Raw genomic sequence first — 24,054 nt, 5'->3', positions numbered from 1 at the left:
AACCGAAATAGCGACGACCGCCTTTTATATAGCAGTGACTTTTAAGCAACCCCCGGCCATATTGGCCGGGGGTTGCTTGCGATAATGCTGGATGATTTTTACCCTATCAAAGTGATATTTATCGCTGCCGATTTGATACTTTTCATTTTTCTCTGGCATTGCCTTGAATAAAATTTCAAGTGAGTGAGAACCACTCTCATTAATCATAATGGCGACATGCCAAACCGCCTTCATTAATTCGAGCCATCTCACGCTTTTACCCTAAAAAATAGTTTTGCCGATGGAGTGGCCTGATAGTTGCTCCTCTCCTTGCCAAGGGGTAATGCCCGTGCGGGATACCCCATTTATTCATGCTGCCAATGCGCAGAACAGCTGCAAGGAGATAGCCATGGGCGATATTATGCGACCCGTTCCCTTCAAGAACCTTCTGACCCGTATTTTTGCGGAATATAAAGAGAGTCAGAGCATTTTCGGTATTCCCGCCGCACAATTTTATCGCAAGCAGGACGAGCGCAAGATCAAGGTGTTCGGTGAAACCTGCGAGACTCCCATTGGCCCGGCAGCCGGCCCCCATACCCAATTGGCTCAGAATATCGTCACTTCCTGGCTGACCGGCGGGCGCTTTATCGAGCTCAAGACGGTGCAGATCCTGGACCGTCTCGAACTGGAAAAGCCCTGCATCGATGCCGAAGATGAGTGTTTCAACACCGAGTGGTCTACCGAGTTCACCCTGCCCAAGGCGTTTGACGAGTATCTGAAAGCCTGGTTTGCCCTCTACCTGCTGGAAGAGGTGTTCGCTCCCCGTCTCGACGGAGAGGCCAAGTCCTTCATCTTCAACATGAGCGTGGGTTACAACCTCGATGGCATCAAACAGCCACCGATGCAGCAGTTCATCCACAGCCTGATGGATGCCAGCAGCAGTCCGAAATTTGCCGAGTACCAGCAGGTGGTACGTGACCTCGTGGCCGACGAGCAGTTTATCGCCGAGCTGGGACTGGGGGCGCGCCGCGCTCGCCTGCAACAGCTGGTGGATCGTATCCCGGCCAATCTGGTGCACGGCGTCACCCTCTCCACCATGCACGGCTGCCCGCCCAACGAGATTGAGGCCATCTGCCGCTACATGCTGGAAGAGAAGGGGCTCAACACCTTCGTCAAACTGAACCCGACCCTGCTGGGCTACCCGCGGGTGCGCGAGATCCTCGATACCTGCGGCTTTGATTACATTGGTCTGAGCGAAGAGTCATTCGATCACGACCTCAAGCTGGATCAGGCCAAGGCGATGCTGACCCGCTTGATGGCGCTGGGGGCCGAGAAGGGGCTCACCTTCGGGGTCAAGCTGACCAATACCCTTGGCACCATCAACCGCAAAGGGGCGCTGCCGGGGGATGAGATGTATATGTCCGGCCGGGCGCTGTTCCCCCTCTCCATCAACGTGGCCGCCGTGCTGTCTCGCGCCTTCGAGGGCAAACTGCCTATCTCCTACTCCGGTGGTGCCAGCAAGTTCAACATCGCCGAGATCTTCGAGACCGGTATCCGCCCCATCACCATGGCCACCGACTTGCTGAAACCAGGTGGCTATCTGCGCCAGATCGAGTGCCTCAAAGAGATAGATGCGTCGGACAGCTGGGGCATGAGTCAGGTGGACGTGGCCAAGCTGGAGGCGCTTGCTGCCAAGGCGCTCACCATGGATTACACCCAGAAGGAGTGGAAGTCCGAGGATCGCATCGAAGTGGGGGGCGGCCTGCCGCTAACCGACTGCTACGTGGCGCCCTGCGTCACTGCGTGCGCCGTGCATCAGGATATCCCCGAGTACATTCGCCTGATGGGCGAGGGGGAGTATGTGGCAGCCCTTGAGCTGATTTATCAGCGCAACGCCTTGCCTGCCATCACCAGCCACATCTGCGATCACCAGTGCCAGTACAACTGCACCCGTCTCGACTACGACAGCGCGCTCAATATCCGCGAGCTGAAAAAAGTGGCGCTGGAGCGCGGCTGGGAAGGGTACAAGGCCCGCTGGCACAAACCGGCCGGCAGTGGAGACAAGCATCCGGTGGCGGTGATTGGCGCCGGTCCGGCCGGTCTCTCCGCCGGCTACTTCCTGGCCCGTGCCGGTCACCCGGTCACCGTGTTCGAGCGCGAAGCGGATGCCGGTGGCGTGGTCAAGCACATCATCCCCGAGTTCCGCATTCCGGCCGAACTTATCCAGCACGACATCGACTTTGTTGCCGCCCACGGGGTCAAGTTCGAGTTTGGCTGCGATCCGGCACTCACCGTCGACAAGCTGCACGCCCAGGGCTTTAGCTATGTCTTCGTCGGCATTGGCGCCGACAAGAACGGTGGCATGCGCCTTGAGGGGGGACACGAGCGGATTTACAAATCCTTCCACTTCCTGCGCAGCTTCAATCAGGGCAAACCGCTGCCGCTGGGCCGCCATGTGGCTGTGATCGGTGCCGGCAACACCGCCATGGACTGTGCCCGCGCCGCCCTCAAGGTGCCGGGTGTCAGCGATGTGACCGTTATCTACCGCCGCAGCGAAAAAGAGATGCCCGCCTATCGCGAGGAGGTTCTGGAAGCAGTGGAGGATGGGGTGCGTTTCTGCTTCCTCACCAATCCGGAGCGCTTTGAGAAAGATGGCAAGCTTACCGTGCGGATGATGGCGCTGGGGGAACCTGACGAGCAGGGCCGCCGCCGTCCGGTGCCCACCGAGCAGACCGAAGTGATGCAGATGGATGCCCTGATCACCGCCATCGGCGAGCAGCCTGATTGCGAGGTATTGAAAGCGATGGGCATTCCCCTTGGCAGCGATGGCTGGCCCGAGGTGGATGGCCAGACTGGCGAAACCAGCCGTCGCAACGTCTTCCTCATCGGTGACGTGCAGAGCGGCCCATCCTCGATCGTCGGTGCCATCGGTGGTGCCCGCCGCGCCGCGGATCTGGTGCTCTCTCGCGAGCATATCGCCAGCCAGCAGAGTGACGTGACCATTCAGCCGTCGGGCAAGGATGAGATCTACCGTCGCAAGGGGAGCATCGCCGTCACCATGGTTGACAAGAGCGAGCGCGATGCCTTCGTGGCGCAAGAGGCGCACCGTTGCCTCGAGTGCAACTACCTCTGCAGCAAGTGCGTGGATGTCTGCCCCAACCGGGCCAACGTCGCCATCGCGGTGCCGGGCTTCAAGGATCAGTTCCAGACCCTGCACCTGGATGCCTACTGCAACGAATGTGGCAACTGCGCCCAGTTCTGCCCGTGGCAGGGCAAGCCCTATCAGGACAAGGTGACCATCTTCAGCCTGCCCGAGGACTTCGACAACAGCCGCAACCCTGGTTTCTATCTGGCGGATGGTGGCGAACTGCGGGTGCGTCAGGATGGCGAGACCTATCGCCTGACCATAGACGCCCAAAGCCGGATCAAGGATGCGCCAGCGGCCCTTGGCGACATGTGCCGGATCATCAGCCATGTCCATGCCCATCACCACTACCTGCTGGGGGCCGTCGAGGCCTGAGCGAATAACGAATAAGCGAAGGAGCAAACCATGTTTATTCTGAAGAACGTCACCGCCGTCCAGCTGGAGCCGACCCGGGTGCTGGAAGGGGTGGATATCGCCATCGAAGGATCGCTTATCAAAGCGGTGGGGCCCAATCTGCGGGCCCTCTACCCGGAGGCCAACTATCGGGAGATGGGGGGCAAGCTGGTGATGCCGGGCATCGTCTGTGCCCACAACCACTTCTACTCCGGCCTGTCGCGGGGGATCATGGCCAATATCGCCCCTTGCCCGGACTTTATCTCCACCCTGAAAAACCTCTGGTGGCGGCTCGATCGGGCGCTCGATGAAGAGTCCCTCTACTACAGCGGCCTCATCTGCTCGCTGGAAGCGATCAAGAGCGGTTGTAGTGCGGTGATCGACCACCACGCTTCGCCCAACTTCATCAAGGGCTCCCTGAATGTGCTGCGCAAAGGGTTTATGGAGGCGGGCCTGCGCGGCATGACCTGCTTCGAGACCACGGATCGCAACGGCGGCCTCGCCGAGCTGCAGGCCGGGGTGGAGGAGAACATCCTGTTCGCCCAACAGATCGATGCGGCCAAGGCCAAGGGGAATGAACCCTATCTGGTGGAGGCCCATATCGGTGCCCACGCCCCCTTCACCGTCCCCGACGAGGGGCTGGCCATGCTGCGCGAAGCGGTGCAGGTCACCGGTCGCGGCCTGCATATCCATGTGGCGGAAGACCGCTACGACATGGCTCAAGGCCACCACCACTATGGCAAGGAGCCCATCGCCCGGTTGGACGAGTTTGGCCTTATCGACAGCAAGTCGCTTGTCGCCCACGGCATCTACCTGAGCCCGGCCGACATTGAGCTGCTCAACAGCCGCGATGCCTTCCTGGTGCACAACGCCCGCTCCAACATGAACAACCACGTGGGCTACAACATGCATCTGCCGGAGTATCGCAATCTGGCGCTCGGTACCGATGGCATCGGCTCCGACATGCTCGAAGAGCTCAAGTTCGCCTACTTCAAGCACAAGGATGCCGGTGGCGCCCTGTGGCCTGACAGCTTTGCCCGCTTCCTGTGGAACGGCAACACCCTGCTGGAGCGCAACTTCGGCGCCAAATTTGGCCGCCTGGAGCCGGGATACAAGGCCGACCTCACCATTTGCGACTACGACGCACCGACCCCGCTGGCGCCGCGTAACCTCGGTGGCCATCTCGCCTTCGGCATGGGCTCTGCCAGCGTCAACAGCGTGATGGTGGAGGGTCGCATGGTCTATCAGGACCGCGAGTTCGCCTTTGACGTCGAGCCCATTTATCAGCAGGCGAGCAAGGTGGCGAGCCGCCTGTGGCAACGGATGGATCAGCTGGCCTAAGGCCACCTTCCACAGTTTTGGACCGGATTGCCCGCCCTGTGGATTTGTCCCGGCGGCGGGCAGCAAGAGTAAGGACGACACATGATTGAGCAATTCTTCCGACCCGAGCAACTGGGTCAGGCTTTGGAACTCAAGGCCAGCTTCGGCAACGACGCCGTCTACATGGGGGGCGGCAGCAAGCTTAACGCCGCTCCGACTCGCACCGACAAGAATGTCGCTATCTCGCTGGACAAGCTGGGACTGAACCAGATTGAGCAGCAGCACGGCCAGCTCCATATCGGCGCCACCGTCACCTTGCAGACCCTGAAAGATGATCCCCGTACCCCGGCCGCCCTGTGCGACGCGCTGGGGTTTGTCTACTCCCGCCATCTGCGCAATCAGGCCACCCTCGGCGGTGAAATTGCTTGCCAGCAGCAGGACTCTCCGCTGCTGCCGGTACTGCTGGTCCTCGAAGCCGTGGTAGTGCTGGAGAACAACCTGCTGCAACCCATCGATGCCTATCTGGCGGGCCAGCGCAAGGAGCTGGTGCTGGGTGTGGTGCTGCCGGAGCCCGCGCTGCGCTGCGCCACTCGCCGCATCAGCCGCAACGCCGATGGTCTGGCTGTGATGACTGCTGCCGTGGCCCTCGACGCCCTTGGTGAGATGCGGGTCGCCGTTGATGGCGTTACGCCGCAGCCGATGCGCCTGCGTGATGTGGAGCGCCGCGATCTGCACGATGCCGCGCTGGAGGCGGCCGTGAGCGAGCTGGTTGCACCGCGTGAGGATCTCGGCGGCAGCGTGACCTACAAGCGCTATATCAGCGGGGTAGTGGTGGCGGATCTGCTGGTCGAGTGCCAGCAGCAGGAGGTACAGGCATGATGGAACTCAACTTCACACTGAACGGTGCCCTGCGCACCGTCATCACCCCGGCTGGCGAGAATGCCCAGCGGGTGCTGTTCAACCAGTGCCGGATGCACTCGGTGCGCAACAGTGACGACGGCTTCGGTTTTGCTGGCTCCGACGCCATTCTCTTCAACGGCAAGGTGATCAACGCCTCCCTGCTGATCGCCGCTCAGCTGGATGGATCCGACGTGCGTACCGCCGAGTCGCTGGGCAGCTGGAACCAGCTCAGTCTGGTGCAGCAGGCGATGGTAGATGTGGGCGTGGTGCAGTCGGGTTACAACGATCCGGCTGCGGCGCTCATCGTCACCGACCTGCTTGATCGCCACCCCGAGCCTACCCGTGATCAAATCGACGATGCCCTCTCAGGCCTCTTTCACCGCGATGGCGGTTATCAGCAGTTTTATCAGGCCATCGAGCTTGCCTGTTCACGGATGAAGGATCCCGATCACCTGTGCCAGATCGCCCCCGAGTTTCGCGACGATTTGCGCCATATCGGCAAGAGCTGTCCGAAAGTGGACGCCGCCAAGATGGTGCAGGCCAAGCCCTGCTACGTGGAGGACAGGGTTACCGAGGATGCACTGATCATCAAGATGTTGCGCAGCCCCCATCCTCATGCGGTGATCACCAAACTCGACGTGAGCCGCGCCGAGGCGCTGCCGGGCGTCGTCCATGTTATCACCCACCTCAACTGCCCGGATGTGTTTTACACCCCGGGTGGCCAGAGTGCCCCCGAGCCGTCACCGCTTGATCGCCGTATGTTCAGCCGCAAGGTGCGCCATGTCGGTGATCGTGTTGCCGCTGTGGTAGCCGAGAGTGAAGCTGTCGCTCTGGCGGCGCTGAAACTCATCGAGGTCGAGTATCAGGTGCTGCCAGCGGTCATGAATATCGATGAGGCGATGGCACCCAATGCACCGCTGGTGCACGACGAACCCATCGTCTACATGGCCGGCGCTCCGGCGGATCTCGAGCAGCAGAACGCCTGCTCGGTGCGCCGCGGCGACGAGCACATGATCATCAACTTCCCCATCGGTTCCCGCCCCCACGAGAACCTGGCCGCCAGCGTCCATGGCCAGATCGGTGATGTGGCCAAAGGGTTTGCCGAGGCGGACGAGATCGTCGAGCGCACCTACGAATCGACCCAGGCCCAGCAGTGCCCGACCGAGCCGCACATCTGCTTCACCTACATGGATGGGGAGCGTCTGGTCATTCACGCATCCACCCAGGTGCCGTGGCACGTGCGCCGTCAGGTGGCGCGCATCGTCGGCATGAAGCAGCACCAGGTGCATGTGATTAAGGAGCGGGTAGGGGGCGGCTTTGGCTCCAAGCAGGATATCCTGCTGGAAGAGGTGTGCGCCTGGGCGACCAAGGTCACCGGCCGTCCGGTCACCTTCCGCTACACCCGTGAAGAGGAGTTCATCAGCAACACCTCCCGCCACGTGGCCAAGGTGAAGGTGAAAGTGGGGGCCAAGAAGGATGGCACCATCACCGCCATCGACATGGATTTTCGTGCCAACACCGGCCCTTACGGCAACCACTCTCTGACGGTGCCGAGCAACGGCCCGGCGCTCTCCCTGCCGCTCTATCCGTGCGACAACGTGCGCTTTACTGTCAACACCTACTACAGCAACATCTGCCCGACCGGGGCCTATCAGGGTTACGGCGCGCCCAAGGGCAACTTCGCCCTGACCATGGCGATTGCGGAACTTGCCGAGAAACTGGGCATCGATCAGCTCGACATGGTGGAGCACAACCGGGTGCACGAAGGGGACATCCTCAAGGTGTTGGGTGCCATCGGCGAGGGCAAGATGCCTACCTCGGTGCCCCATGCGGCCAGCTGTGCCCTTGAACCCATCCTCAAGCAGGGTCGCGAACTTATCGAGTGGGATAGCCCCAAAACCGCCGACGGGGATTGGCGCATCGGCCGTGGCGTCGCCATCATCATGCAAAAATCGGGGATCCCGGATATTGATCAGGCCAACTGCATGGTCAAGCTGGAATCGGACGGCACCTTTATCGTTCACTCCGGTGGCGCCGATATCGGCACCGGCCTCGATACCGTGGTGGCCAAGCTGACCGCCGAGGTGCTCGGTTGCCCGCTCAGCGATGTGCATGTGATCTCTGGCGACACCGACCACGCCCTGTTCGACAAGGGGGCCTACGCCTCGTCCGGTACCTGCTTCTCCGGCAACGCGGCCAAGATGGCGGCCGAGAACCTCAAGGCGAAGATCCTGTTCCACGGCGCCGCCATGCTGGGCGAGCCGGTGGAGGATGTGGAACTGGTTCACCCGGGTATCGTGCGCGGCAAGCAGGGGGAGGTGACCCTCGCCAAGCTGGCCCACAAGGCCGAGACCGGTACCGGCTTCGGCATTCTGGTGGGCACCGCCAGCTACATCACTTCGGAGCTCGCCTTCCCGTATGGCGCCAACTTCGCCGAGGTGGCGGTCAACGTCAGAACCGGCGAGATCCGCCTCGACAAGTTCTACGCTCTGCTCGACTGCGGTACTCCCATCAACCCGGAGCTGGCCCTCGGCCAGATCTACGGGGCGACCATGCGGGCCATCGGCCACACCATGAGCGAAGAGATCTGCTACGACAGCAAGGGCATCCCGCTCACCCGGGATCTGAAGAGCTATGGCGCGCCCAAGATTGGCGATATTCCGCGCGACTTCCGGGCCTTCCTGGTGCCGAGTGACGACAAGGTTGGCCCCTACGGCGCCAAGTCCATCTCGGAGATCGGGGTCAACGGCGCGGCGCCCGCCATCGCTACCGCCATCCACGACGCCTGCGGTGTCTGGCTGCGCAAGTGGCACTTCACGCCGGAGCAGATCCTGCGCGAACTGGGCAAGCTGGAGCAAAAAGTGTCGGCATAACAAAAGAAAAGGTGAGGGGCGGGCGTCAGCTCGCCCCCAGCGCCTGACGGCGGAATGAGTACTACGCCTACATTCTGTGTGATGGGACAAACACGATGTCTAAAACAACACGCAAGCACTCGGATCTCATTTACGAGCTGGAAGACAAACCCCCGTTTTATCAAACCCTGATGGGCGCAGTGACCCATCTGCTGGCGATTTTTGTCCCCATGGTGACTCCGGCGCTGATCGTCGGCGGCGCCCTGGGCCTCTCCACCGAGATCACCGCCTATCTGGTCTCCATGGCGATGATCGCCTCCGGTATCGGCACCTGGTTGCAGGTGAACCGTTATGGCCCCATCGGGTCTGGGCTGCTCTCCATCCAGTCGGTCAACTTCTCCTTCGTGACCGTGATGATCGCGCTCGGCGGCGCCATGAAAAAAGATGGCATCCATGAGGAGCTGATCGTCTCGACCCTGCTCGGGGTCTCTTTTGTCGGCGCCTTTCTGGTGATGGGCTCCTCCTTCGTGCTGCCCTATCTCAAGCGGGTGATCACTCCGACCGTGAGCGGTGTAGTGGTACTGATGATTGGTCTGAGCCTTATCAAGGTAGGGATCATCGACTTTGGCGGCGGCTTCTCCGCCATGAGCAGCGGCACCTTTGGCAAATACGAGCACATAGGGCTGGGGCTTTTGGTGCTCTGCGTCATCGTCGCCTTCAACTGCAGTCGAAGCCCGCTGCTGCGGATGAGCGGCATTGCCATCGGCCTGATGGTGGGTTATGCAGTGGCCCTGATGCTCGGTATGGTGGATTTCTCCGCCCTTGAGGACCTGCCGCTTATTACGGTGCCGATCCCGTTCAAGTACGGTTTCTCCTTCGATTTTCACGCCTTTATGTTGGCGGGCACCATCTATCTGTTGAGCGTGCTGGAGGCGGTGGGGGACATCACCGCCACCGCCATGGTCTCCCACCGGGATATTCAGGGCCCCGAGTTTCAAAAACGGCTCTCCGGCGGCGTGCTGGCGGATGGGTTGGTCTCGGTGATCGCCTCTGCCCTCGGCTCTTTGCCACTCACCACCTTTGCCCAGAACAACGGCGTCATCCAGATGACCGGGGTGGCCTCACGCCATGTGGGCAAGTTTATCGCCGTCATTCTGGTGCTGCTGGGGCTCTTCCCGGTAGTGGGGCGCTTCTTTACCACCATACCGTCACCTGTGATGGGGGGCGCCATGGTCATCATGTTCTCGATGATCGCCATCGCCGGTGGTCGCATCATCATCAGCCACGGCTTCGATCGGCGGGAGACTCTGATTGTCGCCACCTCGCTTGGCCTTGGGCTCGGTGTTTCCTATGACCCGAACGTCTTCAAGGTGCTGCCAGCGGGTATTTACATGCTGGTGGAGAACCCCATCTGCGCTGGCGGCATCACCGCCATCATCATGAATCTGGTGCTGCCGCAAAGCCGCAAACGCAAGGCGGCCGTCAGGGATGCCGAGGCGGTGGAGGTGATCCAGCTGAGCGACAAGCCGGATGTGATCTTTACCGCCCGCAGTGCGGGCCAGCCATCGGCCAGCAAGGGTGAGGGTTCACCAGAGCCAGTACCCGGGGAGGCGGTGGCGCCACAGGTGGAACGGATCTGACGGTTAAACCGGCAAAAAACGTCAACAGAACAAGAAAAACAGGGAAACGGTTATGAAAAACGACAACTCTGTCAAAGCGGTACGCGGCAGCTTCTTCGATATCACCCGGGTGGTGGATCAGCCCGAGGAGATTGAGTCCAACGCCCGCCTTATCGAGGATGGTCTGCTGATCATTCGCAACGGTTGCATCGACTGGTTCGGTGAGTGGGAGGAGGGGAAAGATCGCATCCCGGCCGAAGTGCGGGTGCGCGATTATCGCGGCAAGATGATAGTGCCCGGCTTTGTCGATACCCACATTCACTATCCCCAGAGCGAGATGGTGGGGGCCTATGGCGAGCAACTGCTGGAGTGGCTCAACCGCCACACCTTCCCGGCCGAGCGGCGTTACAACGATCTCGAATATGCCCGCGAGATGTCCACCTTCTTTATCAAGCAACTGCTGCGCAACGGCACTACCACGGCGCTGGTGTTCGGCACCGTTCACCCCGAGTCGGTGGATGCCCTGTTCGAGGCGGCCAGTCGCATTAACATGCGGATGATCGCGGGTAAGGTGATGATGGATCGCAATGCCCCCGATTATCTGCTCGATACCGCCGAGAGCAGCTATGTGCAGAGTAAGCAGCTCATTGAGCGCTGGCACGGCAATGGTCGACTTCTATATGCCATCACACCACGTTTTGCACCCACCTCGACACCCGAGCAGCTGACGATGGCGCGGCGGCTGCGCGAAGAGTTTCCCACCACCTATCTGCACACCCATCTGTGCGAGAACAAGGATGAGATCGCCTGGGTCAAATCTCTTTTCCCGGCGCACAAGGGTTATCTCGATGTCTATCACCAGCATGGGCTTACCGGCCACAACTGTGTGTTTGCCCACTGCGTCCATCTGGAAGAGCAGGAGTGGGATTGCCTGAAGGAGACCGGCTCCACCATCGCGTTTTGTCCCACCTCCAACCTCTATCTCGGCAGCGGCCTGTTCAAGCTGCACAAGGCGTGGCGCAAGCAGGTGAAGGTGGGGATGGGCACCGACATCGGCGCCGGTACCACCTTCAACATGCTGCAGACCCTCAACGAGGCCTACAAGGTGATGCAGTTGCAGGGTGAGCGGCTCTCGGCCTATCAGGCCTTCTATCTGGCCACCCTGGGCGGCGCCCATTCGCTGGGGCTGGACGAGAAGATCGGCAGCTTTGCGGTGGGCAAGGAGGCGGACTTCGTGGTGCTCGACCCGGTCGCCACCCCGCTGCAGCAGTTGCGTTATGACAACTCCACCACCTTGCGGGACAAGCTCTTTGTGCTGTTGACCCTGGGGGATGACAGATCCATCTACCGCACCTATGTGGATGGCCAACTGGTGCATGAACGGGGGTAGGGCTTGTAGTGGGCTGCCGCGGCGCAGCCCCAACGAATACGGCGGCTGGCGTACCCAAAAGGAGGCCAGTCTTGCCGCACCACAGGGGATCTCCCCGCATAGAACGTGAAATGGCCCGGTTTTTTTGATCAGCAAGGCAAACGTTTGAGTCAAGGCTGCCAGCCCTGGTCTGTCTGTCGCATCCTCTGCCACCATCGCCTGTTTCTCATCAGACTGGCACTCGGCAGACCCGCAGATCCTGTCGCCATTTCGTCATGGAACATTCAGGCGCGTGTGAAGGAGTTGGGTATGACCCAAGCAAACAGCAGGACAAACAGCGTGGAACAGCTGGCCAATGATGACGCCAGCCAGAGCGCAGCAAAGCAACAGCCGCTCACGGCTCTTGATCGCTACTTTATGATCAGCGAGCGGGGCAGCAATGTCAGACAGGAGGTGCTGGCGGGCCTCACCACCTTCCTTGCCATGGTCTATTCGGTGATCGTGGTGCCGAGCATGCTCGGCAAGGCGGGCTTTCCCCCCGGCGCCGTGTTTGTCGCCACCTGTCTGGTGGCGGGGTTCGGTTCGCTCTTGATGGGGCTCTGGGCCAAGTTGCCGATGGCCATCGGCTGCGCGATTTCCCTCACGGCGTTTACCGCCTTCAGTCTGGTGCTGGGGCAGCAGATCCTCATTCCGGTGGCGCTGGGGGCCGTCTTTCTGATGGGGGTACTCTTTACCGCCATCTCGGTGACCGGGGTGCGTAGCTGGATCCTCGACAACCTGCCGATGGGAATTGCCCACGGTACCGGCATCGGGATTGGTCTCTTCTTGCTGCTTATCGCCGCCAATGGGGTGGGGCTGGTGATCAAGAACCCGCTGGAGGGGCTGCCGGTGGCGCTGGGGGCTTTTACCTCCATGCCGGTCATTATGTCCCTGATCGGCCTTGCGGTGATCTTCGGGCTGGAGAAGCTGAGAGTACCGGGGGGGATCCTGCTGGTGATCATCGCCATCTCCATCTTCGGCCTGATTTTCGATCCGGCGGTGAAGTATCAGGGGCTGTTCGCCCTACCGAGCCTCTCGGACGATCAAGGCAAGTCCCTCATCTTCAGTCTGGATATCATGGGGGCCCTCTCGCCGCTGGTGTTGCCCAGCGTACTGGCGCTGGTAATGACGGCGGTATTCGATGCCACCGGCACCATCCGCGCCGTGGCGGGGCAGGCCAACCTGCTCGATAAGGATGGTCACATCATCAACAGCGGCAAGGCGCTCAGTGCCGACTCGGTCAGCAGCATCTTCTCCAGTCTGGTGGGGGCGGCCCCGGCTGCCGTCTATATCGAATCGGCGGCGGGCACGGCAGCGGGGGGTAAAACCGGCCTGACCGCGACTGTGGTGGGCGGCCTGTTCCTGCTGATGCTGTTCCTCTCGCCGCTCTCCTATCTGGTGCCCGCCTATGCCACCGCACCGGCCCTGATGTATGTGGGGCTCTTGATGCTGAGCAACGTCACCAAGCTCGATTTCGATGACTTTGTCGGGGCCATGTCCGGGCTGGTATGCGCCGTCTTTATCGTACTCACCTGCAACATCGTGACCGGCATCATGCTTGGCTTCAGCTCGCTGGTGATCGGCCGCATCTGCTCGAAGGAGTGGCACAAGCTCAACGTCGGCACCGTGGTCATCGCCCTGGCGCTGGTGCTCTTTTATGCTGGGGGGTGGGCTATTTAGGGATAACCCTCCCGTTTGGGGCCGCACTGGCGGCCCCATTTTTATGCCTGTTATTGTTAGCCCGCCCACGCAGGCATCACGCCTAGGCTGTCTCCGCAGTTGGGGGGGCATCGCGATACCATTTTGATAAATCCTCCTACCAGATTGATAGGCTCCCATCTTTGCTCTCCTCGCCATGCCGATTTTTTCACCGCCGACGGGCCACATTTGCTCAGGGGCTGCCCCTGGCTTGTCGCTGCGAGCCAACAAAAGCAGGCTAGATGGGATCCCCTTCACACTTCTCCCCATTCTTCTGACGATGGCGGGAAACAGGCGCATATCTTGCTGTTTTTTATGCCGGTTCCAGATTTTTCCATTCGAAAAAGGACTTGCATATGTCCATAGGATTACCGCTCAAGCGGGTGGATGCCGAGGCCAAGGTGACCGGCAGCGCCCGCTATACCGATGACAACATCATGCTCGGGATGCGCCACGCCAAGTATGTGCGCAGCAATATCGCCCACGGCAAGGTGCTTGCCATCGATGCGACCGAGGCGCTGGCCCTGCACGGGGTCGAAGCCGTATTTACCCATGAGGATGTGCCCACCACCTGTTTTCGCACCGCCGGTCACGCCTGGTCCCTCGATGAGGCCAAACGGGATGTGAAAGACCGCCGTCTGCTCACCGACCATGTACGCCACTTTGGTGATGGGGTCGCCATCGTGGTGGCCCGCGATCCGCTGGTGGCCGAGAAGGCTGCCGCCCTAGTCAAGGTGACCTACGAACCGCTGCCGGTGATGACGGATGCCCACAGTGCGCTGGCCGAGGATGCTTATCCCATCCATCCGAATGGCAACCTGCTGCGGCAAAGCCAGCTTCGCGCCAATGACCCGGAGCAGGCCATTGCGGCGGCCGATCTGCAGTTTCAGGGGCACTACCGGACCCCGGTGGTGCAGCACTGCCATCTGGAGACGGTGACCTGCTACGCCTATATGGATCAGCCGGACCACATCATCGTCGTCAGCAGTACCCAGATCCCCCAGATAGTGCGCAGCCGGGTGGCCAAGTCCCTCGGCCTGCCCTGGTCCAGCGTGCGGGTGATCAAACCCTATATGGGCGGCGGCTTTGGCAACAAGCAGGATGTGCTGGAAGAGCCGATGGCGGCGTTTTTGAGCTACAAACTCGGCGGCGTGCCGGTCAAGGTGACCTTGAGCCGGGAGGAGTGCTTTTTTGCCTCCCGCACCCGCCACGGCTTTGCCATCGACGGCACCCTCGGTATCAACCGGGATGGCACCCTTAAGGGGTATCAGCTCGATGTGCTCTCCAACACCGGCGGCTATGCCTCCCATGGCCACTCCATCGCCAGCGCCGGTGGCAACAAGATCAGCTACCTCTATCCGCGCAGCGCCTTCGGTTATGACGCCAAGACCTTCTACAGCAACCTGCCCACCGCCGGTGCAATGCGCGGTTACGGCGCGCCGCAGGCGATTTTTGCCCTCGAGTGCATGCTGGACGATTCCTGCGCCGAACTGGGGCTGGATCCGCTTGATGTGCGCATCGCCAACGTGGCGCGCGAGGGGGATGTCAATCAGGTCAACCAGAAGACCATCTACAGCGCCGGGTTGCCGGACTGCCTGCTGCGTGGTCGCGAGATGTTCGAGTGGGATCGGCTCAAGGCCGAGTGCTTGGGGCAGGATCCTGCCAGTCGGGTGCGCCGTGGCATCGGGGTGGCCTGTTTCAGCTACGGCTCCAACACCTATCCGGTGGGGGTCGAAATTGCCGGCGCCCGCATGCTGCTCAATCAGGATGGCACCGTCAATCTGCAGATCGGCGCCACCGAGATAGGGCAGGGGTCGGACACCGTCTTTGCCCAGATGGCGGCCCAGACGTTGGGCATTCCGTTTGAGCAGATCCGGGTCATCTCGACTCAGGATACCGACATTACTGCCTATGATCCTGGCTCGTTCGCCTCGCGTCAGAGCTATGTGGCGGCCCCCGCCATCCATCAGGCGGCGCTGCAGTTGCGGGCCCGCATTTTGTCGCTGGCGGCCCAACTCTGCCATCAGGATGTAGGATCGCTGACCCTGATCGACGGCTACGTGGTGCTGGCCGGTGCGCCGGACAAGGTGCTGATCAGCGTCGCCGAGGTGTCGGTCAACGCCTACTACCACCTCACCATCGGTGGCCAGATCACCTCCGAGGTCTCCCACAAGACCACCACCAACCCGCCCAGTTTCGGCTGTACCTTTGTCGATCTCAGCGTCGATATCGATCTCTGCAAGGTGACCATCAATCGCATCATCAACCTGCACGATGCGGGCAAGATCCTCAACCCGCAGCTGGCGGAGGGACAGGTGCATGGCGGCATGGGGATGGGGATCGGCTGGTCCCTGTTCGAGGAGATGATCATCGACGCCAAGAGCGGCGTGGTGCGCAACCCCAACCTGCTCGACTACAAGTTTCCCACCATGCTGGATTTGCCAGAGCTTGAATGCGACTTCGTGCAGACCTACGAGCCCCAGTCGGTCTATGGCCACAAATCCCTGGGGGAACCGCCCATCATCTCGCCGGGCCCCGCCATCCGTAACGCCATTCGCATGGCGACCGGGGTGGCCATCAACGAGCTGCCCATCACCCCCAAAACCCTGTTTCGGGAGTTTGTCGCGGCGGGTCTGATTGGCGAGGGAGCAGGGGAGGAGCAACACCATGTTTGATATTGCCCGTTACTACAAGGCGCACAGTGTGGCCGAGGCGGTCGCCCTGCGTCAGGCCGACTCTGAGGCGCGTCTCTTGGCCGGTGGCACCGATGTGATGATCCAGCTCCATCACCTCAACGCCGCCTATCGCCATATCGTCGATATTCACGACTTGCCCGAGCTCAAAGGGGTGAGCGAGCTGCCTGATGGGTCGATCCGTATCGGCTCCGGCACCACCTTTACCGAGCTGATTGAAAACGAGCTGGTGCAGCGCCGCCTGCCGATGCTGGCCGAGGCGGCCGCCACCATCGCCGGCCCGCAAATCCGCAACGTCGCCACCTATGGCGGCAATATTTGCAACGGCGCCACCAGTGCTGACTCGGCGGCGCCGACCGTCGCGCTGGAGGCCGAGCTTGAGATTGCTGGCCCTAACGGTACGCGCCGCATCCCCATCGCCGGTTTTCACACCGGCCCCGGCAAGGTGGCGCTGCAACCGGCGGAAATTCTGGTGGCGTTTCACTTTGCGCCGGACTCGCACCCCCATGTGGGCTCCCACTACTTCAAATACGCCATGCGCGATGCCATGGATATCGCCACCATCGGCTGCGCCGCCTACTGTCAGATTGAGGATGGTCACTTCAAGCGCCTGCGGCTGGCCTATGGCGTGGCGGCCCCGACGCCGGTGCGCACGCCTCACGCGGAAGCGGCGGCCGAAGGGCAACCCCTGACTCGCGCCACACTGGCCGCCATTGCCGAGGCGGTGGTGGCCGATGTGGCACCGCGCTCCTCCTGGCGGGCGGAAAAAGAGTTTCGCCTGCACCTCATCAAAACCCTGGCGCAGCGGGTGGTCGCCTGCGCAGTCGAACGTGCCGGAGGGAAGATCCTATGATGCAACCGCAAAGCTGTCCCGCAGTGGAGATCCAGTGCGAGATCAACGGCAAGCCTTACTCCTATGCGGTGTCGCCCACCATGTCGCTGCTCCACTTCCTGCGCGGGCAGGGGCTTATCAGTGTGAAAGAGGGGTGCAGTGTCGGTGAGTGCGGCGCCTGTACCGTGCGGGTGAATGGCACTGCTATCGACAGCTGCCTCTATCTGGCGGTGTGGGCCGATGGCAAATCCATTCGTACCGTGGAGGGGGAGCGCAAGGGGAATGAGCTATCCGATGTGCAGCAGGCCTTTATCGACGAGGGGGCGGTGCAGTGCGGTTTTTGCACCCCGGGCCTCGTGATGGCGAGCGCCGCCCTGCTCGACAAGACCGAACGCCGTCCGCTGACCGATGCGGAGATCCGCCACGGGCTGTCGGGCAACCTCTGCCGCTGTACCGGTTATCAGAACGTGGTACGGGCGGTGAAGAAGTGCTGCAAAGGGTGATAGTTCGGGTACCGTGAGTGGTGCGTGCCGTTGTTTGAAAAAGGAAAAAAGCCTTCCCAAAAACACAGGCCCGCCTCGAAAGAGGCGGGCCTGCTGCTGAGTGGGGTCAGGATACATCACACTTTTGGCTGGTCGATCACCAATTTGCCATCCTTGACCGGAATGGTGGCGCCCGGGGCTTGCTTCATGCGGATCACCCCCTCCTGACCTGCGAGGCGATAGGTCACGTCATAACCAATGGTGTTGACGCTCGTATCCTGCACGGTCTTGCAGCGCTGCTCGGTGGTGGTGTAGGTATCGCCCGCCTGCATATTGCCCTGCACCTGATTACCGGCATAGCCACCCGCGACTGCCCCGGCTGCGGTGGCCACCTTCTTGCCGCTGCCACCGCCAAACTGGTGGCCGACCACGCCACCCAGCGCTGCGCCCACCACGGTGCCGAGGATCTTGTGCTCATCCTGTACCGGCTTGCGGTGAGTCACGGTGACGTTGCGACACTCCTGTCGGGGAGTCTTGATACTCTCGGTGATCGGCTTGCTGGCGATCACCTCGGCAAAGGTGGGCTGGGGTGTAAAGAGGGAGCCGCTGGCCGCCGCCGAGAGTGCCAGGGCCGAGGCGATGCCAATACCGATACCTGCCATCATGGATCTGTTCATCTTGTTGTTCTCCTGCATACCCATACGGGCTGTTCCAATCTGGCGCCATCTTGTCATAATCGGTTGGCCGGACAAGGCGAGGGGGATGGGCCTGCGACAGGCGCTGGCAAGGTCAAAAAATAGCCGCCATGGAAAAGTGTCTGGCTTTGGCGACAACGGACTAAAAGTGACCGGTTTCCGACGTGTGGTGAACTTAGCAAGTGTGATAAGGAGCAATTCGAGTCGCAATTTGCAAGGCGGGCGGTGAGCAGAATGCCAGAGTGGCAAAGTGCTGACGGGGGCAGGTCAAGGGAGGTCTTGAACAAGGGCTCTGTTCGTTGAGATGGCCACGCAAGTAATTGATAAATGGCTCCAGCCCCATCGGATGTTGGCCGATAAGAGATCACGGCAAGCATTTTGCTTTGATTGGGTGAAGCAGAGGGTGAACGGGTCGGCCGACAACGGCGTAAGACCTGAAATGAAGAGGTTCACCCGAGATCATCGGATCAATGAGGGGGAGATATGTCAATGTTACCCAGCTGGATCACACCGGCCATCCAGGCCAACATCATCACGGTGCAGCAGGCCGAGCGTCTGCTCTCATCCCTCTACCAGCCCCTTGCCGAACAGGGGGAGGAGCTACCGGCCGATATCGCCGACATCAGCCTCAAGCTCTACTGCTTCCGCCAGCAGGGGCGGGTACGTCACTAACGATGATTGAGGTAAAGCCTTCGTCATTGGCGGAGGCTGTTCGCTTGCCCGCACTCGCACCGAATACCTTTTCTGCTCTTCCTCTAAGACGTTTTGCTAATACCTGCCGCCGCAGGCTCACTGTTAGGCTGTCATCCCCATAAGAGACCAGTGACGGGCAGGATGCCCATGTCGCTTGCTGATCTCTGAATCATCCCGAAACTGCCCGTTTTGTGCCACTTGTGAGGAAGGAATCCGATGACAGTGCAGAACATCTATGAGCGCGACCTCGCCAAAACCGCCGCCAATTTTGAGGCCCTGACCCCCATCAGCTTTTTGGGGAGGGCGGAGCGGGTCTATCCCGACTATCCGGCGCTGATCCACGGCCCGCTGCGCCAGAGCTGGGGCGAGACCGCCCGCCGTTGCCGCCAGCTGGCCTCGGCCCTGCGGCTTAGCGGTATCGGAGAGGGGGATACCGTCTCCATCGTTGCGCCCAATATCCCGGCGATGTTTGAAGCCCACTTCGGGGTGCCCATGAGCGGCGCCGTGCTCAACACCATCAATACCCGGCTCGATGCCGAGTCGATGGCCTTTATCTTCCAGCATGCCCAGAGCAAGGTGGTGCTGGTGGACAGGGAGTTTGGCGCCGTGGTGCGCAAGGCGCTGGGTCTGCTGGAGAGCCAACCGCTGGTCATCGCCATCGATGATCCCCTCTACCGGGAGGGGGCGCTTATCAGTGACCTCGACTATGAGATCTTTATTGCCACTGGTAGCGGCGATGAACCCGGCTGGCTGCCCCAAGATGAGTGGCAGGCCATCTCCCTTAACTACACCTCCGGCACTACCGGCAATCCCAAGGGGGTGGTCTATCACCATCGCGGCGCCCACCTCAACGCCATCAACAACGTGCTCTCCTGGGAGCTGCCCAAACACCCCGTCTATCTCTGGACCTTGCCGATGTTTCACTGCAACGGCTGGTGTTTCCCCTGGACGCTGGCGGCCACCGCCGGGGTGAGCGTCTGCCTGCGGCATGTGCAGGCGGCCGCCATTTATGAGGCGCTGCACGAGCACAAGGTGAGCCACTTCTGCGCAGCGCCCATCGTGCTCAATATGCTCAACAATGCCGATCCGGCGCTCAAGCAGGGGCTGGATCACCCCATCAAGGTGATGACCGCTGGCGCTGCGCCCCCCGCCACCGTGATCGCCGGTATGGAAGCGATGGGGATCGCCGTGACCCACGTCTATGGCCTCACCGAAACCTATGGCCCCTGCGTGTTGTGCGAACCGCAAAGAAGCTGGCAAGGTCAGGATGCCACGGCGCTCTCCCGCCTCAAGGCGCGCCAGGGTGTTGCGTCGCCTCTGCAGGGGGAGATGCGGGTCATCAATCCGGTCAGTGGCGAACCGGTGGCCAAAGATGGCAAAACCATGGGGGAGATAGTGCTGCGCGGTAATGTGGTGATGAAGGGATATCTGAAAAATCCGGCTGCCAGCGCCGAGGCGATGGCGGAGGGGTGGTTTCGCAGTGGCGATCTGGCGGTATGGCACCCGGATGGTTATGTGGAGATCAAGGACAGATCCAAGGACATCATCATCTCTGGCGGGGAGAATATCTCCAGTCTGGAGGTGGAGGACGTGCTCTATCGCCATCCCGATGTGGACGAAGCGGCAGTGATCGCCATGCCCGATGAGAAGTGGGGGGAGGTGCCCTGCGCCTTCGTGAAACTGAAAGAGGGGAGAGAGACTACTCAGGCGGATCTTATCGCCTTTTGCCGTGATCAGATGGCCCACTTCAAGGCGCCCAAGCGGATCATCTTTACCCCGCTGCCGAAGACCTCGACCGGCAAGGTGCAAAAATTTGTGCTGCGCAAACAGCTGGGGTAGCAGCCTGTTCGTAAGGAGCCAGCACAGCCATTCATCTGAGTAATAAACAAGGGAGTATGGAGGGCTGCTGGCCCTCCCGTTGTATGGCTAGGGTGCCTTGCACGCGACGCAGTTGCGGCCGCTCTGTTTGGCCTGATAGAGCATCTGATCTGCGCGGGCGTAGAGGCTCTCCATCAGCTCCCCCTCGCCATTTTCCACCAGTCCGGCGCTGATGGTGATGACCAGCTTATCTCCATCTGGCAGGGGCAGCGGGCTTTGCATCACCTGAAGGCGCAGCCGCTCGGCCAGGGATGCGGCGGCCGAGAGGGTGGTGTTGGGCAGCAAGATGGCAAACTCGTCACCGCCGATGCGGGCCAGCACATCTTCGCTGCGCAGCACCGATTGCATCACCCTGCCCAGATGCACCAGCGCGCTATCCCCAAGGGGATGACCGAAGCGATCGTTGATGCACTTGAACTGATCCACATCCAGCACCATCAGCACCGAGGTGAGGTGGTGGCGCATGTCCAGACTGAGGTTCTTCTCGCACATCTCGAAAAAGAAACGGCGGTTGTAGAGACCGGTGAGGCCATCGCGCACCGACTGCTGGTGTAGCTGCTCCTTGAGCTGGTGCAGTTCGGTAATGTCGGAGGAGATACCGATCAGGGTGGGGGTGCCATCCCCCAGCAGAAAGGGCACCTTGACCGACCAGTAGTAGTGCTGATTGCCTTCGGGATCGGTCAGCATCTCTTCCCCGGCTTGCAGCTCGCCGGTTTCGAATACCCGGTTGTCCAGTCGCCACAGCTGGCAGGCGCTGGCAGCCGGGATCACCTCATCATCGCGCCGATTGATGATCTGCTCGGCAGGAAGGCCCAGCAGATCGGCGACCTTTTGGTTGACGTAGAGAAAGCGGTGCAGGCTGTCCTTCATATAGATATGTGCATCCACGTTGGCGAGGATGATTTCCAGCAGCTGATGCTGCTCGGCCATGCGGGCCTCAATCAGCTTGTGTTCGGTGATATCGGTGGAGATGCCGCACAGGCCGATCAGGTTGCCATCCTTGTCATGGATGGGCTTTTTAACGGTCCAGTAGCAGCGCTTTTCCCCGGTGGATTTGAGGTAGTTGATCTCCTCCTGGGCGATGGCGAGTTGCTGCTCCAGTACCAACCGGTCGTTGCGTTGAATGGTGTCGGAGAATTCGAGATCAAAAAAGGCCCGATCATCCTGCCCCTGCAACTCGGCGAGGGTGCAGCCAAAGAGATCCAGCACCGCCTGATTGGCATAGGTGTAACGGCCCGCCAGATCCTTGGTAAACATGTAGGCGTCCGTCTCGTTGAAGATGGCTTTGAGGTGATCCAGCTCATGCTGTAACTGGATAGAGAAGGGTTCATCCTTCATGGGGCTAGCCATCCTTGGTTAAGGGCATCGTTGTATACAGCGCGAATATATGTACCAACGGTTTAAATTAAGCACTTCACAGGCCATGTTTCGCGTTTATTTCCGCAGGATCTGCGCCATGTCACACGATTGTCATCGTTGGTGTGGTCAAAGGAAATCAACTGAGTCCTAATGGAGCGGCGATAGCACCAGCATTGATAACTACAGTTGGTTACATGTCTTTTACAAATAACTTTCTCTCATAGCCGCATGTTCTAGGACTCTACATGCTGATCTCGAGGAGTCAGTATCAGATGGGGGAGCTATTGGCGCGCAGTGTACTGATGTTATGTTAACGCCCTCTTATGAGGGCGTTTTTATCTATGAGGCAAACGTGTTGTTGATGTACGAATGAAACTACATCTTGATTTTCCAAGGTTAGTTTCGGATACATGTTACCAATAAGGTGGCTGCATCAATGTTACTATCATCTGTTATTCCATTTCGGAGCAAAACTGAATAGTGTTTTCCATTGGCAGAATTAAGTGTTGATGACCAAGCCAAACTTGTATTCCATCCCAGAATAGTACCAAGCCAGCTATCAGTACCTTGTGAACCACCATAATTAATTAATGCAATTATTTCAGCGTTTGTTGGGAGGCGCCAGTTGCCAATAATACCGGGTGATGCACAATAATTAGATGCATCCTGCCAGTTTCTCAGGGTATTATCAGGTTTGCTGAATGTACCGACATTAGGAATGGTGACGGATTCGGTGACACTTAAAAGGGATGTGGCGTTAAACAGTCTGTTATTTATATTCCCGGACGCAGTGATTGTAGCCACACCTGCCTTTATGCCGGTGGCAATCCCATTGTCAATAACTTGGCTGCTTGATATAGTTGCTACGGATGTATTATCACTAGACCAATATAAATTCTTGTTGTTAGTGACATCTTCTGTTGTACCGTCAGAAAATCTTGCTGTTGCTGTATACTGCTTGGTAAGACGTTCCGTAATAGAACTTTCGGGTGGAGTTACTTGCAGATCCGTAATGACTGCATCGCTGATAGTAATGTTTGCAGATGATGTGTAGGAAAGTCCATTTACAGTGCCACTGGCTGAAATTGACGTATTACCTGTAGATACGCCATATACCAAGCCTTTGATATTTTCAGAGTTACCCACAGATGCAATCTTGGTATCAGCTGAACTCCAGTTAACTTTGCTGTTTTCTGTCACATCAAGCGTGGACCCATCAGATAAAAGTGCTGTTGCAGTGAATCTTTTGGCAAGGCCAGCAGGGACCTTTGTACCATCAGGAGATACGCTCAGTGCTGTGACAGTTAAGTTTGTTACTGTTAGGTTGGCTGTATCTGTAAAAGATACGCCATTTGCAATTCCACTGGCACTAATTGTGGTAGTTCCAACAGATATGGCTGTTGCCCGGCCACTGTCTGTACTTCCAGATTGAATGGTTGCGATTGAGTTAGCTGCACTGCTCCAAACAAGAGAGGGTTCGAGAGTCACATTACGTTTAGAGCCGTCTGATAGGGTGGCAATCGCAATAAACTGTTGTTCAAGACCGACAGGAATACTCTTATTGTCTGGAGTAATATCTAGACTGGAAACGGTTGCGTTAGTAATTTGCAATGCTGTTTCTGTATTATATTGAATGCCATCAACATTTCCTGATGCAGTAATGATGATATTTCCTATTTGTAGTCCCTTTGCTTGACCTGCACTATTAATTGTTGCAATAAATGGGTCACTACTAGTCCAAGTTATGCCATCAGTTATAACAGTGGTTGACTGGTCATCAAATATGGCTGTTGCAATGTAGTTTTGGGTTAGACCAATCGGCAGTTTCTCATTTACAGGTGTAACTTGTACTTCTACAAGTTTTGGTTTATCAACTGGTGCTTTACTAGTATTAGGTGCGGAATCACAACCAAATAATATAATAGAACACATAATTAAAAATGAATTTACAATGTAAGCCATCTTCATACATTCTCCTAAGCGCATTGGGTTATTGCATGATTAAGTGTAGATGAGCTTGTAAACGTGTCAATAATTTGGCTTTGAATTTTGACTTTTATTAATCGAAGAGGTGTGTGGGCTTAATGTTTTCTTTGTTGAAAATATAT

Annotated in this window: 16 protein-coding genes; 12 read left to right on the top strand and 4 right to left on the bottom strand. The window is 59.1% G+C overall.

Annotated features, from left to right (window positions below):
• Positions 1–24: 24 nt before the first annotated feature.
• A complete protein-coding gene (locus I6L49_RS05905; RefSeq protein WP_216950842.1) occupies positions 25–252 on the bottom strand; it encodes a hypothetical protein in 228 nt (75 codons plus the stop codon).
• A 136-nt stretch (positions 253–388) separates the two neighbouring features.
• Here I6L49_RS05905 and ygfK point away from each other — a divergent pair, with 136 nt between their 5' ends.
• The 10 genes from ygfK (at position 389) to xdhC (ending at position 17,342) form a co-directional block, all read left to right on the top strand.
• The gene (gene ygfK / locus I6L49_RS05900; protein WP_216950841.1) at positions 389–3,499 is read left to right on the top strand and encodes a putative selenate reductase subunit YgfK; all 3,111 of its coding nucleotides are present in this window, start codon (positions 389–391) and stop codon (positions 3,497–3,499) included.
• Positions 3,500–3,529: 30 nt separating this feature from the next.
• Positions 3,530–4,858: a putative aminohydrolase SsnA gene (ssnA, locus tag I6L49_RS05895; protein ID WP_216950840.1), complete on the top strand. Its 1,329-nt coding sequence runs from the start codon at positions 3,530–3,532 to the stop codon at positions 4,856–4,858.
• A gap of 81 nt (positions 4,859–4,939) precedes the next feature.
• The gene (gene ygfM / locus I6L49_RS05890) at positions 4,940–5,716 is read left to right on the top strand and encodes a molybdopterin-dependent oxidoreductase FAD-binding subunit (protein ID WP_216950839.1); all 777 of its coding nucleotides are present in this window, start codon (positions 4,940–4,942) and stop codon (positions 5,714–5,716) included.
• Entirely contained in the window at positions 5,713–8,610 is a 2,898-nt protein-coding gene (locus I6L49_RS05885; protein WP_216950838.1) for a molybdopterin-dependent oxidoreductase Mo/Fe-S-binding subunit, read from the top strand. Before ygfM ends, I6L49_RS05885 begins: the two co-directional genes overlap by 4 nt.
• 95 nt (positions 8,611–8,705) lie before the next feature.
• Positions 8,706–10,229: a nucleobase:cation symporter-2 family protein gene (locus I6L49_RS05880; RefSeq protein ID WP_111901163.1), complete on the top strand. Its 1,524-nt coding sequence runs from the start codon at positions 8,706–8,708 to the stop codon at positions 10,227–10,229.
• A gap of 52 nt (positions 10,230–10,281) precedes the next feature.
• Positions 10,282–11,598, top strand: coding sequence for a guanine deaminase (gene guaD, locus I6L49_RS05875; protein ID WP_123173123.1), 1,317 nt, complete (start codon positions 10,282–10,284; stop codon positions 11,596–11,598).
• Positions 11,599–11,994: 396 nt separating this feature from the next.
• Positions 11,995–13,296, top strand: a complete 1,302-nt coding sequence (locus I6L49_RS05870; protein ID WP_254127591.1) for an NCS2 family permease — start codon at positions 11,995–11,997, stop codon at positions 13,294–13,296.
• Between the two features lie 374 nt (positions 13,297–13,670).
• Positions 13,671–15,989, top strand: coding sequence for a xanthine dehydrogenase molybdenum-binding subunit XdhA (gene xdhA, locus I6L49_RS05865; protein WP_216950837.1), 2,319 nt, complete (start codon positions 13,671–13,673; stop codon positions 15,987–15,989).
• Positions 15,982–16,860 carry a xanthine dehydrogenase FAD-binding subunit XdhB gene (gene xdhB, locus I6L49_RS05860; RefSeq protein WP_216950836.1) on the top strand — a complete coding sequence of 293 codons (879 nt, stop codon included), beginning with the start codon at positions 15,982–15,984 and terminating at the stop codon, positions 16,858–16,860. The genes xdhA and xdhB overlap by 8 nt, the downstream gene beginning before the upstream one ends.
• Entirely contained in the window at positions 16,857–17,342 is a 486-nt protein-coding gene (xdhC, locus tag I6L49_RS05855; RefSeq protein ID WP_216950835.1) for a xanthine dehydrogenase iron sulfur-binding subunit XdhC, read from the top strand. Before xdhB ends, xdhC begins: the two co-directional genes overlap by 4 nt.
• Positions 17,343–17,458: 116 nt before the next feature.
• On the opposite strand, the gene I6L49_RS05850 is transcribed toward xdhC, so the two are convergent.
• Entirely contained in the window at positions 17,459–17,998 is a 540-nt protein-coding gene (locus I6L49_RS05850) for a glycine zipper 2TM domain-containing protein (protein ID WP_031227576.1), read from the bottom strand.
• Positions 17,999–18,499: 501 nt separating this feature from the next.
• On the opposite strand from I6L49_RS05850, the gene I6L49_RS05845 reads away from it, so the two are divergent.
• Both I6L49_RS05845 and I6L49_RS05840 read left to right on the top strand, forming a co-directional pair.
• On the top strand, positions 18,500–18,688 hold the full coding sequence (locus tag I6L49_RS05845; protein ID WP_216950834.1) for a hypothetical protein: 189 nt from the start codon (positions 18,500–18,502) through the stop codon (positions 18,686–18,688).
• 237 nt (positions 18,689–18,925) lie between these two features.
• On the top strand, positions 18,926–20,548 hold the full coding sequence (locus I6L49_RS05840; protein ID WP_216950833.1) for an acyl-CoA synthetase: 1,623 nt from the start codon (positions 18,926–18,928) through the stop codon (positions 20,546–20,548).
• A gap of 87 nt (positions 20,549–20,635) precedes the next feature.
• Here I6L49_RS05840 and I6L49_RS05835 read toward each other — a convergent pair whose 3' ends face one another.
• Positions 20,636–21,925, bottom strand: a complete 1,290-nt coding sequence (locus I6L49_RS05835) for a sensor domain-containing diguanylate cyclase (RefSeq protein ID WP_005352201.1) — start codon at positions 21,923–21,925, stop codon at positions 20,636–20,638.
• A gap of 417 nt (positions 21,926–22,342) precedes the next feature.
• A complete protein-coding gene (locus tag I6L49_RS05830) occupies positions 22,343–23,914 on the bottom strand; it encodes an Ig-like domain-containing protein (protein WP_216950832.1) in 1,572 nt (523 codons plus the stop codon).
• Positions 23,915–24,054 lie beyond the last annotated feature (140 nt).

This window comes from Aeromonas sp. FDAARGOS 1419, assembly GCF_019047045.1.
GTDB classification, from domain to species: Bacteria; Pseudomonadota; Gammaproteobacteria; order Enterobacterales; family Aeromonadaceae; genus Aeromonas; species Aeromonas veronii.
The sequence above is the reverse complement of the archived record's forward strand: the minus strand, read 5'-3'. Positions and strand labels throughout refer to the sequence as shown.

What these genes read in the sequence shown, in the direction of transcription:
- ygfK (WP_216950841.1), top strand. Translation starts at nt 389, where the DNA reads ATGGGCGATATTATGCGACCCGTTCCCTTCAAGAACCTTCTGACCCGT.
- ssnA (WP_216950840.1), top strand. Translation starts at nt 3,530, where the DNA reads ATGTTTATTCTGAAGAACGTCACCGCCGTCCAGCTGGAGCCGACCCGG.
- ygfM (WP_216950839.1), top strand. Translation starts at nt 4,940, where the DNA reads ATGATTGAGCAATTCTTCCGACCCGAGCAACTGGGTCAGGCTTTGGAA.
- I6L49_RS05885 (WP_216950838.1), top strand. Translation starts at nt 5,713, where the DNA reads ATGATGGAACTCAACTTCACACTGAACGGTGCCCTGCGCACCGTCATC.
- I6L49_RS05880 (WP_111901163.1), top strand. Translation starts at nt 8,706, where the DNA reads ATGTCTAAAACAACACGCAAGCACTCGGATCTCATTTACGAGCTGGAA.
- guaD (WP_123173123.1), top strand. Translation starts at nt 10,282, where the DNA reads ATGAAAAACGACAACTCTGTCAAAGCGGTACGCGGCAGCTTCTTCGAT.
- I6L49_RS05870 (WP_254127591.1), top strand. Translation starts at nt 11,995, where the DNA reads ATGATCAGCGAGCGGGGCAGCAATGTCAGACAGGAGGTGCTGGCGGGC.
- xdhA (WP_216950837.1), top strand. Translation starts at nt 13,671, where the DNA reads ATGTCCATAGGATTACCGCTCAAGCGGGTGGATGCCGAGGCCAAGGTG.
- xdhB (WP_216950836.1), top strand. Translation starts at nt 15,982, where the DNA reads ATGTTTGATATTGCCCGTTACTACAAGGCGCACAGTGTGGCCGAGGCG.
- xdhC (WP_216950835.1), top strand. Translation starts at nt 16,857, where the DNA reads ATGATGCAACCGCAAAGCTGTCCCGCAGTGGAGATCCAGTGCGAGATC.
- I6L49_RS05850 (WP_031227576.1), bottom strand. Translation starts at nt 17,998, where the DNA reads ATGAACAGATCCATGATGGCAGGTATCGGTATTGGCATCGCCTCGGCC.
- I6L49_RS05845 (WP_216950834.1), top strand. Translation starts at nt 18,500, where the DNA reads ATGTCAATGTTACCCAGCTGGATCACACCGGCCATCCAGGCCAACATC.
- I6L49_RS05840 (WP_216950833.1), top strand. Translation starts at nt 18,926, where the DNA reads ATGACAGTGCAGAACATCTATGAGCGCGACCTCGCCAAAACCGCCGCC.
- I6L49_RS05835 (WP_005352201.1), bottom strand. Translation starts at nt 21,925, where the DNA reads ATGAAGGATGAACCCTTCTCTATCCAGTTACAGCATGAGCTGGATCAC.
- I6L49_RS05830 (WP_216950832.1), bottom strand. Translation starts at nt 23,914, where the DNA reads ATGAAGATGGCTTACATTGTAAATTCATTTTTAATTATGTGTTCTATT.